We start from the raw sequence: 10,093 nt of genomic DNA, 5'->3' as shown, positions 1-10,093 counted from the left end.
CCTCACCGCCGAAATCGGCGTGTCCGGGCGTGTCTACGATATTGATGCGATAGTCTTTCCATTCCACCGACGTTGTCTTGGCGAGAATGGTAATGCCGCGCTCTTTCTCCAGATCGTTGGAATCCATCATCCGTTCGGCGGTCTTTTCGTTCTCGCGGAACGTGCCGGACTGTTTCAGCAATTCATCGACGAGCGTGGTCTTGCCGTGGTCAACGTGGGCAATAATCGCGATGTTGCGCATTTTCTCGATAGGCGTGGGCATGGAGGGTATGCTTTCGGGAGGGAGGCTGATTTGCCGCGCACATACACGGGCCCGCCCCGATTGGCTATGCTTTGTTGTCAGGCAGGCCCCTGCCGCGGCGAACCTCATTTACAAACCCGCCTTCAGGCGGCAAGTCAGCCGGGCAAAGTGAGGATCGCCATATGACCAATTCCAATGACATGCCGCTTGCTGCCAAGCCGATTGATCGTGCCGCGCATCACCGCAAGGACGATGCCTGGCTGGATGCAGCTTTTGCGCGCGACGATGTGCTGGTCCTGATGCTGCGCAATGGCGATCCATTCGCTGCGAAAGATGGCGGCCTTGTCTGGATGGGGCCGGAAATCGAGAAAGTCTCGCCGGGCTCTCCCCGCATCTTCCTTGGCCAGGACACAGGCGGCGCACCCGTCTTCGCGGTGAATTTACCGCCCAAATTTGATCTTGAAGCTTCTCTCATTGCCGGCGTTGGCGAGTTCATCGAGTTTCGCGCGGCGGCCGGGCGGATGAGCGCGCTGGAGGCCAATTGCACCTCGACCGCACGCAGCATCTTCCTGTGGCACGCCTCGCATGGCTTCTGCGCAAAGTGCGGCGCAGGTACCGCGATTGTCGAAGCAGGCTGGAAACGCGAGTGCCCCGCGTGCGGCACCGAGCATTTTCCGCGCACGGACCCCGTGGCCATCATGCTCGCGGTCAAAGGCGACAAATGCCTGGTTGGTCGACAAGCGAATTGGCCCGCAGGGTTTGTCTCCTCCCTCGCAGGCTTCTGCGAGCCAGGTGAAACAATCGAACAGGCCGCCGCACGCGAACTTGAAGAAGAAGCGGGTATCGTCTGCGATCCTGCCAGCGCCGAATACATCGCCTGCCAGCCCTGGCCCTTCCCGTCTTCACTGATGATGGGCCTGATCCTGGAAGCCCAGACAGAAGAGATCACGGTCGACACCAGCGAGTTGGAATCGGCTGAGTGGCTTACACGCGACGATGTCAGACGTATGCTGGCTGGCACGCACGACCGCTTCTTCTGCCCCCCGCCCATGGCCATCGCGCACCACCTGTTGAAAGTGTGGGCCGAACGGGGCTGATCGGGCGGTCTGACCTCAGACTATCCCTTTGCGGAGTTACGCAAAAATGGAGTTGATTTTGCTCGAATCATTCTAGGCTGAATGTTGCCATTTACAGGAGACCCGACATGGCAACAGCAACTCTGAAAAAGCCGGCCAAGAAGGCCGCCACCAAAAAGCCCGCGGCCAAGAAAACCGTGGCAAAAACGGCCTCAAAGCCAGCCAAGAAAGTAGCGGCGAAACCCGCTGCGAAAAAAGCTGCGGCAAAGCCGGCAGCCAAGAAGGCTGCCGCTCCGAAAGCGGCCGCATCGGCGAAGAAGCCTGCAGCAAAGGCCACCAAGCCCGCTGCAAAGAAACCTGCTGCAAAGAAGCCGGCCGCAAAGAAGAAGTAAGCTTGCGGACATGCTTGTCGGAAACGGGCGGGCCTCCCGCCCGTTTTTTTGTGCCGATATTGGGGGCCGGACAGAAAACCCCCACGCCCATAGGACGCGGGGGACTCTGACAGGTCAGTGGCAAACGGCATCGAGTGCCCTCTGGCCCGTTCAGACCGGACTGATCTTCGCGGATGGGGTACCCGCTTGATCCTCCGCCAATCATACCGGCCCATTGTGGCGATTCTTTTTGCCCGCCGTTTACGCGGGGAATTTTTCGACTTGTGCAGCACCGGGACGCCTGGCCGGACGAAACAGTTGATTCAACACGCTTTTGCAGGACGCGCCGGAGAAAGATGCACTCCAATTTTCTGAAAACGCCCTTTAACCAATTGGGCCGCTTGCCCTAGTCATTAATGCTGGCCCAGGCGGTATCCGCGCGATCGATGAATGCTGGAACGTCCGCATCCCACTTCTTCTGGATGCTCTTGTTGTAATTGAGATAGAGCTTTCCATCAACGATCTTCCAGTATCTCGCATCGCCCTTTGCATGCTTGCCGTCCGCCATCGCCCAAGCGCAATAGCCGCCATATTGAGGCGCATATTTTTCCGGGGCTTCTATGAAGGCGTCACGATTGACCGCAGAAGCGAATTTGAACTTTGCGCCCATATAGTCAGCCGTGAACGCATCATCGCCCTTCACCGGCGCTCCCGATGTGAAATAGGCGACAGGGTCATACCCCTGCAAGGCCGTGTCAGAGAACACGCCCGTATAGATTGGTGGCTCCGCATGCGCGATCGGTGCGACCGCCACAATGGGCAGTCCAGCAAGCCCAGCGGCAAAAATCATCGAACGTAGCTTCATTTCGAAAACTCCGGTTGGGTTCAGGATTGGACTGATGCCAGTTTGGCAGGTGCAGAGGTACGCTCCACCACAGTGCGCGCATGTCCAGGCAGGATGGCACGGCCTACTTCGGTGAGAATGGAAAGGAGCGTACTCCGATGAAACAAGAGATACGCAATCGACGCCAGCCAAACCGCAACCGCCATGGCGAAAAGGCCGCCTCCATCATTGTTCGGATCAATGCCCAGCGGCGTGAACAGATGGAAACTTACCGCTCCGGTCATGACAGCGGTCGCGATCAATGCGCCCAGTGTCTGCAACCGGCGCAGGGCTGGAACAAGGCCTATGAGCAATAGTGTTGAGGCGACCAACTCAGCTGATCCGATGACGTACTGGCTGAACAGGCCGGTCTGATCGAACAATCCCCCCGCCCCGAAGCCGGCAGCCCACGCATCAAGCTTTCCGAAAATCACCTGCGTTTCGGGCGCATTGGTAAACTTGAACCGCAAACTGTCCAAAAAGACTGCGCCGGCGATCAGCGCATAGGCTATTGGGGCATATTTCTTGACGTGTGAAAGCATGTTTTACGTCCTCCCTTGCGCAGGCTTGTCTCACGAAATTCGCTCGCCCTCAAAACAAGGACGTGTGAGCCCCACCCACTTTTGTGTGAGCCGAAGGGCTAAATTTCGTGAATTGCTGTTTCGCACTCGCGAAACGCGTTTATCGTCCCTAAATTAGCGTTCGACATGCAGGGAGGGGTCAGATGGACCGTATCGACGCAATGCGCCTGTTCGTTCGCGTGGCTGAAGCGGGCAACTTCTCCAAGGCCGCCGCGGCGCTCGGAGTGGGCCAGCCCACCGTGTCCCGCCGCATTCAGGATCTCGAAGCTCAACTAGACGTTACGCTCTTCCAGCGGACAACACGTGCGCTCAGCCTTACCGAAGCTGGCGAACGTTTCTACCGACGCGCAGTCGACCTGATCGCGGATTATGAATCTGCGGAGGCTGAAGCGCGCGGCCTGCAACATGAGCCGGTCGGCCTGCTACGCATATCGTGCTCGAATTCCTTCGCCCGGCGGATCATTGTCCCGGCCATTCCATCCTTCCTGGAGAAATATCCACGCATTCGGTTCGATGTGATTTCGGATGACGCGCTGACCGACCTTGTCGAGGAAGCCATCGACTTGGCATTCCGCTTTGGCCATCTCAGCGATTCCCGGCTGATGACTCGGAAGCTCGCAGATTCTCCACGTACGCTCTGGGCAGCGCCCGAATACCTCGCGCGCAAGGGCACGCCGCAAACCCCGACAGACCTGGAACACCATGACGCCGTCCTGTTCAGGAAAGGGCTCTACTCTGACTGGACTCTGACACGCGGCGACGAGAAGATAACTGTGAGGGTGGACGGCCCATTCGCAGCGTCTGGTGGCGACAATCTCGTCCAGGCCGGACTTGCCGGACTCGGTATCCTCATGGCGCCGAACTGGCTGGTTTCAGGCTGCGTATCAGATGGTCAACTGGTCCGCATCCTTCCCGATTGGGAAATGGAGAGCCTGCCCGTGAATTGCGTCTGGACCGCCGGCCGCCTACGCGGAAAGACAAAGCTCTTTGCCGACCATGTGACCGAAGCTCTGAAAGAGGCGATGTCTCACTGCTAGTCCGGCGCGTGTTCCGTGCTTGGGAAGACGCCGAGAATTTTCAGTGATTGCGAGAAAAATCCCAACTCTTCCAATGCCAGCTGAACGTGTCGCTCATCCGGGTGGCCGTCGATTTCGGCATAGAAGAGCGTCGCAGTGAACGACCCGCCGACCATATAGCTTTCCAGCTTGGTCATGTTGATGCCATTGGTCGCAAATCCGCCCATCACCTTATAGAGCGCGGCAGGAATGTTGCGAACCTCGAACATGAAGGCCGTTTTGGCGGGGCCATCCTTGGCTTCAATGTCCGAATGGTTCTTTGACATGATGATGAATCGCGTCGTGTTGTGGGCGGCATCTTCGATATCTTCAGCGAGGATTTCCAGACCGTAGACCTCCGCAGCCAATCGCGGCGCAATTGCCGCCACGGATGGATCGCCCAGTTCGGCCACCTCGCGGGCAGCGCCCGCCGTGTCCGCCGCTGTCACCGAATCAATGCCGTGCGTACGCAGGAAATTGCGGCATTGGCCGAGGCCCATGATATGAGAGCGCGCTTTTTTTATATCTGCCAAGCGCGTGCCCGCCAGCGCCATCAACTGGAACCGAATCGGCAGATAATACTCAGCAACGATCTGAAGCTCGGTGTTCGGCAACAGATAGTGAATGTCCCCCACCCGGCCGGCAATCGTGTTTTCCACGGGAATCATGGCCAAATCAGCATCTCCCCGCTCTACAGCCGCGAAACAGTCCTCAAACGTGCGGCACGGCATCGGCTCAAGGGCGGGATACGCTTCGTTGCAGGCAATATGAGAGTTTGCGCCAGGTTCACCCTGATACGCGATTTTGCCGGTCATGGGTTTGATGTCCCCTTTTTTCGTGGAATCATGTGCGTCGGATCGCCGCGACGAAAGGGGGAAGCCCTATAACGCACAGCCTTTATATTGTCTGCACTCCGTTAGCGTGCCAAAAGGCGCGCGCCAAGACGTATGACCAGACAGATTCGAAGGAATGCCTCCATGGGAGAACTCGGTCTCAACAAGATTTTCGGTGCGCTGCTCGCTACAGCCCTCGGAGTCTTCGCCCTGCAGACACTATCCGGCATCGTGTTCAGCGGTGGAAGCGAAGGCGCCCATCATGGCGACGAGCACGCTGAAGCGGCCTCCATGACAGAACAGATGTGCGAAAAATTCGCCTACTGTGTCGAAGTTGCCGACGCGGGCGGTACCGGCGGCGAAGCCGAAGAAGTCTTCGACCTCGGCCTTTTGCTGGCCAGTGCGGACATTGCTCGTGGTGAGCGTACCTTCAAAGGCAAGTGCGCCACGTGCCACACGATTGATCAGGGCGGCGCGAACGGCACGGGCCCGAACCTCCACAACGTGGTCGGCGCCGACAAGGCTGCCCATGCCGGATTTGCCTATTCGGCCGTGCTTGAGGGCATGGACGGTGATTGGAACTACGCAAACCTGAATGACTGGCTCTACAACCCGTCTTCCTACGCTCGCGGCACGACCATGTCCTTTGCTGGCCTGCGCCGCGATGATGATCGTGTAAACGTGATTGCCTATCTCGCAGCAAATACCACCAACCCACCGGCCTTCCCCGAACCACTCGCTGCTTCTGCTGAAGAAGGCGCGGAGGGCGAAGAGGGTGCGGAAGCTGTCGAAGGCGACGCCGTCGAAGCAACCCTTCCAGCCGATGGCGTGGACGACATGGAAAACCCGACCCCGGCCACCGGCGAAGTCAAAACCATCGATTCAGTTGATGCGACCGGCCGGGATGATGGCGGCACCGGTGAGACCGTAACCGTTCCGGCAGAAGCCGTCGAAGCAGTTGAAGACGCTGCAGGCGAAGCTGAAGAGGCCGTAACCGAAGCCACGGACGACAACTAGGCGCTTGCGCTTAGCCAGTCGGGGGTGCGCCCCCGTTCCGACGAAACATCTATGCGCCGGGCCCCTATGGGCTCGGCGTAATAGTTTGCGATCCGGGTGATGGCAGACTCCAGCGGTTCGACCACCACAGCCATGTGCCACGCATTCGCATGCAGCAAATGGTCGGCGTCTGTCATGATACCGACATGCCCTTTCCAGAAGACGAGATCGCCTCGGCGCAAAGCGTTCGGCGCGCGCCAGTCCGGGATGTCATCTCCGGTCCAGGCAAACTGCATGTCACTGTCGCGCGGCAGTATCACACCCACCGCCTCGAAGGCCTGCTGGGTCAGCCCGGTGCAATCGAGCCCGAGGCTCTCCCGTCCCCCCCACAGATATGGCGTGCCGAGAAAACGCTCCGCCATCACGACCGGATCATCTTCCAGAAACTCCATCGGAACGACATGGCGCGTGTGCACCCATCCGCCGCGATCCGAATAAAGCCAGTCACCTTCCCGCCCGCTGACCGACAAACGTGCTCCCTGGCTCAACAGGAAGCGCGGGGCAGATTTGAGATCAGGTTCGCTGTAACAATGTGTCTTGGATGACGAAACCTTATGCGTTGGCTGTAGTAGCGGCGCAGATAGCGCCTCCATGGTTACCCAACCGCAATACCGGTCACGGCGACACTGCACCAGGCCGAACTCGCCCTGCTCTCTGAGCACGTCCACAATCTCGCCATGCAGGGCCTGCGTAGCGAGGCGACCATCAGGCGCCGGTGTCTCGCGTACAGCCGCCACACCGGCGGTCACCTGATAGGCAAAGGCCTCGCCAACGGGTCGCTGAAGTCTCTTGTCGTAAAATGTTGGCATGCCTGTTCCCGTATTCGGGCGCTTCAGGCGGCGGCGTTGGTCTTCCCGCTGCGCTTGGGCGCCAATTGGCTGTCATCCTTGCCAGAAGCTGCGGCAAGAACAAGGCCGGAGAATGTCCGCAGATATGCCATACCGGCCGGTGTCCGCTCGATGAAGATATTGCGCAGATCTGTATCGTCCTTGATCCGGCGGATGAAATCGAGCCGGGCGAGCGCATCCAGCGCCCGCGTGACCGCTGGCTTGGCGATATTCAGGTGCTCGGCCAGGCCACGTACCGTATGGGGTCCAGGTGTAAGCGCGATCGTCATGAGAATGGCCTGCTGGCGCGCGGTCAAATCGGGCGCGTCCGAACGCACAGACGCCGTTACGGCACGCCGCCACAATTCCAGACCTTCGCGCTCAGACAGTGCCATTTCTCTACCCTTATTGTTCGCCTTATCGGAGAATCTCAGCTGATTTGCGGACTCCGTCTAGGGGGCTTGTCCTGTAAAGCTGGGGACAGGGGCCTTCACATTCCGGCCGAAACGCACGACATTGCAGGCATGGCCCAATCACATAGTCACATTCACGCAAACACCCCGTGCAGCCCCCAGGACGTGGATGCTTTCCTCAATGAGGCGGAAACCCTCGTCATGCGGCGCGGACAGCGGATGACGCGCATTCGCCGCAAGGTATTGCGCCTCCTGCTTGAGAGCACAGCGCCCGCCAAGGCGTATGATTTGCTGGCCAATCTCGACGGCGAAGGCTCTGCCAAGCCCCCTACCATCTATCGCGCGCTCGATTTCCTCCAGGAAACCGGCCTCGCCCACAAGATCGAAAGCCTGAACGCCTATGTCGCCTGCGGCCATGCCAGCCACAATCACTCTGCGGTGTTCCTCATCTGCGACACCTGCCATGGCGCAGAGGAATTGCACGCAACAGCGACGAATGAAGCGCTCGACGCTGAAACAACCGCCGCAGGCTTCCAGATGAGCCGTGCTGTCGTGGAAGTGCGCGGCAAATGCCGGGACTGCGCCGCATGATCACATTGTGGAAGGGGAGCTGCAATCAGTGGGATTGCGACGAGATGGGGCACATGAATGTGCGCGTCTATGTCGAGAAGCAATTGGAAGGCCTCGCCGCCTTTGCGCCGGACCTCGGCATGCCACACGCTTTCAAGGCGTCGTCGCCATCGACGATCATTCCAGTCGATCAGCATATCCGCTTCGTACGCGAAGTTTTGCCCGGCCGGCCGCTCGCCATGAATGGTTGCGTGCTGGAAACGGACGAAGACAGCGCCCTGATCTATCAGGAACTACGCCACGCAGACGGATCGCTCGCCGCCGCCATGCGCACGCGTGTGCTACATGTCGACACGACCATGCGCAAACCTTTCCCGTGGAGTTCTCGAACCCGCGCTGCCTTCCCGAATTTCACAGACACCGCGCCCGAGGAATCCGCGCCACGCTCCATCGACATGTCGGCGCCAGGCCTGCCGCTGTCAGACATCACGCTCGACCGCGTAAAGGACGTCGGCGCTCCCCTCGCCGGACGCGGCGCCATTCCGCCCCAACATCTCGACGTGCATGGGCGCATGCAGCCCTATTGGATGATCGGGCGCACCTCGGATTCAGTGCCAAATATTCTCTACAATTGGCGCAAGCGAGTGGCCGACACGGCAGGCGATCTGCGCATGGGTGCTGCAGTATTGGAATACAGGCTCCGCTACCATGCGATGCCCGTCGCCGGAGATTTGTATGAGCTCTACACCTCATTTGGCGGCGCCTCTGGAAAGACGCACAATCTGATTCACTGGATGATGGATCCGGCCAAAGGTACGCCTTGGGCGACCATGCAGGCGACCGCTATCACGCTGGATCTCGATGCGCGCAAGGCCATCCCAGCGCCGCCCGAAATGATAAGTGAGCTGACCGAAATGGCGGCGCCCGGCCTTGAAATCTAGGCTTCCTTGGCGATGATATCTGCCACAGCCGGAATATCCTTCAGGTTCAATCCGGCGATATTGATGCGTCCCGAATTTGGCATGTAAAGACCACTCTTCTCACGCATCGCCGTGATGCCGTCCTTCGACAGCGGCAGCTGGCTGAACATACCATTCTGCATCGCCACCGCGCCGAGCCGGTTGGAACCGGTCTTTTCGACCAGTGCATCGGCAAGCGCGTTGCGCAGTGAGATCATCCGCTCACGCATCTGCGTCAGTTCGGCCTCCCATTCGGCGCGCAGGTCTGCATTGTTCAGGATGGTGGCGACAATCGCCGCGCCATGCGCTGGCGGCATGGAATAGCTCGCTCGCGCCAGCGCTGCGACATGTGTTGACGCCGCCGCGATGCCCTCAGCCGACTCGCCCACGGCAAGGAAACAGCCTGCGCGCTCGCGGTACAGGCCGAAATTCTTTGAGCAGGAATAGGAGACCAGCGCTTCGCCCGCTGCCTCGATGAACGCGCGCACGCCTCTGACGTCTTCGTCCAGCCCCTTCGCAAAGCCGTGATAGGCAACGTCCAGCATCGCGATCAGGCCCTTGCTTTTCACTAGCGCTCCGACTTTTTTCCAGTCCTCGATGGTCAGGTCGATGCCGGTTGGGTTGTGGCAAGGTCCCTGGATGATGATGCCATCCCCGCGTTCGGCCTTTTCGATGCCCGCCAGCATGGCAGCAAGATCAAGCTCACCCGTCTCCGGATCAGCATAAGGATACTCGGCAACGTCCAGTCCCATGAAGCGCACGACGTTCGGATGGTTGGGCCAGGTCGGGTTCGACACCCAGACCGTCTTGACGCCCATCCGGCTCATAAGGCCGGTGCCAAGGAACAGTGCGCCACATCCGCCCGGTGCGGTGAACGACAGCGTACGCCCTTCTTGGGTAGCGGCCGCCCCTTCCCCGAACACGAAGCCTTCGATGGCGGCGCAATAATCGGTATTGCCGCGCGGCCCTTCATACACTTTCGTAGTCTGGGATTTCAGGATCAGCGCCTCGGCCTTGGCCACGGCCGACATCACCGGGGTTTCGCCCTTGTCATTCTTGTAGACGCCGACACCCAGGTCGAATTTTTCATCGCGTGGATCTTCGCGATAAGCCGTCATCAGGCCGAGAAGTGCATCCGCCGGCATGGGTGTCAGGGTCGAGAATTGGGACATATTGGAAATCCGTTTGTTCTGGGAAGTCGCGCCGGACCCTATGCAGTTGTGGGTGC

At 59.4% G+C, this 10,093-nt stretch carries 12 protein-coding genes and 1 pseudogene; 6 read left to right on the top strand and 7 right to left on the bottom strand.

The genetic code is table 11. The annotated features are described in order from the left end of the window. Nucleotides 1-223 (bottom strand): annotated as a pseudogene (locus B2P82_RS16910) (GTP-binding protein); the annotation flags it as partial. A gap of 200 nt (nucleotides 224-423) precedes the next feature. On the opposite strand from B2P82_RS16910, the gene nudC reads away from it, so the two are divergent. Beyond that, nucleotides 424-1,338: an NAD(+) diphosphatase gene (gene nudC, locus B2P82_RS16905; protein ID WP_290498212.1), complete on the top strand. Its 915-nt coding sequence runs from the start codon at nucleotides 424-426 to the stop codon at nucleotides 1,336-1,338. A gap of 107 nt (nucleotides 1,339-1,445) precedes the next feature. Further along, a complete protein-coding gene (locus B2P82_RS16900; protein WP_290478696.1) occupies nucleotides 1,446-1,709 on the top strand; it encodes a hypothetical protein in 264 nt (87 codons plus the stop codon). Nucleotides 1,710-2,094: 385 nt separating this feature from the next. On the opposite strand, the gene B2P82_RS16895 is transcribed toward B2P82_RS16900, so the two are convergent. Together B2P82_RS16895 and B2P82_RS16890 are read right to left on the bottom strand one after the other, a co-directional pair. Continuing rightward, nucleotides 2,095-2,553 carry a YHS domain-containing (seleno)protein gene (locus tag B2P82_RS16895; protein WP_290498211.1) on the bottom strand — a complete coding sequence of 153 codons (459 nt, stop codon included), beginning with the start codon at nucleotides 2,551-2,553 and terminating at the stop codon, nucleotides 2,095-2,097. 20 nt (nucleotides 2,554-2,573) lie between these two features. Beyond that, a complete protein-coding gene (locus B2P82_RS16890) occupies nucleotides 2,574-3,113 on the bottom strand; it encodes a hypothetical protein (protein WP_290498210.1) in 540 nt (179 codons plus the stop codon). A 182-nt stretch (nucleotides 3,114-3,295) separates the two neighbouring features. Between B2P82_RS16890 and B2P82_RS16885 the strand changes: the two genes are divergently transcribed. Next, the gene (locus B2P82_RS16885) at nucleotides 3,296-4,189 is read left to right on the top strand and encodes a LysR family transcriptional regulator (protein ID WP_290498209.1); all 894 of its coding nucleotides are present in this window, start codon (nucleotides 3,296-3,298) and stop codon (nucleotides 4,187-4,189) included. On the opposite strand, the gene B2P82_RS16880 is transcribed toward B2P82_RS16885, so the two are convergent. Next, nucleotides 4,186-5,022 carry a prephenate dehydratase gene (locus tag B2P82_RS16880; protein ID WP_290498208.1) on the bottom strand — a complete coding sequence of 279 codons (837 nt, stop codon included), beginning with the start codon at nucleotides 5,020-5,022 and terminating at the stop codon, nucleotides 4,186-4,188. The genes B2P82_RS16885 and B2P82_RS16880 overlap by 4 nt on opposite strands. A gap of 162 nt (nucleotides 5,023-5,184) precedes the next feature. On the opposite strand from B2P82_RS16880, the gene B2P82_RS16875 reads away from it, so the two are divergent. Continuing rightward, entirely contained in the window at nucleotides 5,185-6,057 is an 873-nt protein-coding gene (locus B2P82_RS16875; RefSeq protein WP_290498207.1) for a c-type cytochrome, read from the top strand. On the opposite strand, the gene B2P82_RS16870 is transcribed toward B2P82_RS16875, so the two are convergent. After that, complete coding sequence (locus tag B2P82_RS16870) at nucleotides 6,054-6,905, bottom strand: C40 family peptidase (RefSeq protein ID WP_290498206.1); 852 nt, start codon at nucleotides 6,903-6,905, stop codon at nucleotides 6,054-6,056. The genes B2P82_RS16875 and B2P82_RS16870 overlap by 4 nt on opposite strands. Before the next feature lie 23 nt (nucleotides 6,906-6,928). Beyond that, on the bottom strand, nucleotides 6,929-7,318 hold the full coding sequence (locus tag B2P82_RS16865; protein ID WP_034815997.1) for a MarR family transcriptional regulator: 390 nt from the start codon (nucleotides 7,316-7,318) through the stop codon (nucleotides 6,929-6,931). A 129-nt stretch (nucleotides 7,319-7,447) separates the two neighbouring features. Between B2P82_RS16865 and B2P82_RS16860 the strand changes: the two genes are divergently transcribed. Both B2P82_RS16860 and B2P82_RS16855 read left to right on the top strand, forming a co-directional pair. After that, the gene (locus B2P82_RS16860; protein ID WP_290478691.1) at nucleotides 7,448-7,927 is read left to right on the top strand and encodes a transcriptional repressor; all 480 of its coding nucleotides are present in this window, start codon (nucleotides 7,448-7,450) and stop codon (nucleotides 7,925-7,927) included. Beyond that, nucleotides 7,906-8,847: a thioesterase family protein gene (locus B2P82_RS16855; RefSeq protein ID WP_290498205.1), complete on the top strand. Its 942-nt coding sequence runs from the start codon at nucleotides 7,906-7,908 to the stop codon at nucleotides 8,845-8,847. The genes B2P82_RS16860 and B2P82_RS16855 overlap by 22 nt, the downstream gene beginning before the upstream one ends. On the opposite strand, the gene B2P82_RS16850 is transcribed toward B2P82_RS16855, so the two are convergent. Continuing rightward, complete coding sequence (locus B2P82_RS16850) at nucleotides 8,844-10,037, bottom strand: amino acid aminotransferase (protein ID WP_290498204.1); 1,194 nt, start codon at nucleotides 10,035-10,037, stop codon at nucleotides 8,844-8,846. The two genes, B2P82_RS16855 and B2P82_RS16850, sit on opposite strands and share 4 nt — an antisense overlap. Between the last annotated feature and the right edge of the window lie 56 nt (nucleotides 10,038-10,093).

It is taken from the genome of Hyphomonas sp. UBA4494, from assembly GCF_002388935.1.
In the GTDB taxonomy this organism is placed as follows: domain Bacteria; phylum Pseudomonadota; class Alphaproteobacteria; order Caulobacterales; family Hyphomonadaceae; genus Hyphomonas.
This window is presented reverse-complemented; position numbering and strand designations above follow the sequence as displayed.

What these genes read in the sequence shown, in the direction of transcription:
- B2P82_RS16900 (WP_290478696.1), top strand. Translation starts at nt 1,446, where the DNA reads ATGGCAACAGCAACTCTGAAAAAGCCGGCCAAGAAGGCCGCCACCAAA.
- B2P82_RS16875 (WP_290498207.1), top strand. Translation starts at nt 5,185, where the DNA reads ATGGGAGAACTCGGTCTCAACAAGATTTTCGGTGCGCTGCTCGCTACA.
- B2P82_RS16865 (WP_034815997.1), bottom strand. Translation starts at nt 7,318, where the DNA reads ATGGCACTGTCTGAGCGCGAAGGTCTGGAATTGTGGCGGCGTGCCGTA.
- B2P82_RS16870 (WP_290498206.1), bottom strand. Translation starts at nt 6,905, where the DNA reads ATGCCAACATTTTACGACAAGAGACTTCAGCGACCCGTTGGCGAGGCC.
- B2P82_RS16890 (WP_290498210.1), bottom strand. Translation starts at nt 3,113, where the DNA reads ATGCTTTCACACGTCAAGAAATATGCCCCAATAGCCTATGCGCTGATC.
- B2P82_RS16885 (WP_290498209.1), top strand. Translation starts at nt 3,296, where the DNA reads ATGGACCGTATCGACGCAATGCGCCTGTTCGTTCGCGTGGCTGAAGCG.
- B2P82_RS16855 (WP_290498205.1), top strand. Translation starts at nt 7,906, where the DNA reads ATGCCGGGACTGCGCCGCATGATCACATTGTGGAAGGGGAGCTGCAAT.
- nudC (WP_290498212.1), top strand. Translation starts at nt 424, where the DNA reads ATGACCAATTCCAATGACATGCCGCTTGCTGCCAAGCCGATTGATCGT.
- B2P82_RS16880 (WP_290498208.1), bottom strand. Translation starts at nt 5,022, where the DNA reads ATGACCGGCAAAATCGCGTATCAGGGTGAACCTGGCGCAAACTCTCAT.
- B2P82_RS16860 (WP_290478691.1), top strand. Translation starts at nt 7,448, where the DNA reads ATGGCCCAATCACATAGTCACATTCACGCAAACACCCCGTGCAGCCCC.
- B2P82_RS16895 (WP_290498211.1), bottom strand. Translation starts at nt 2,553, where the DNA reads ATGAAGCTACGTTCGATGATTTTTGCCGCTGGGCTTGCTGGACTGCCC.
- B2P82_RS16850 (WP_290498204.1), bottom strand. Translation starts at nt 10,037, where the DNA reads ATGTCCCAATTCTCGACCCTGACACCCATGCCGGCGGATGCACTTCTC.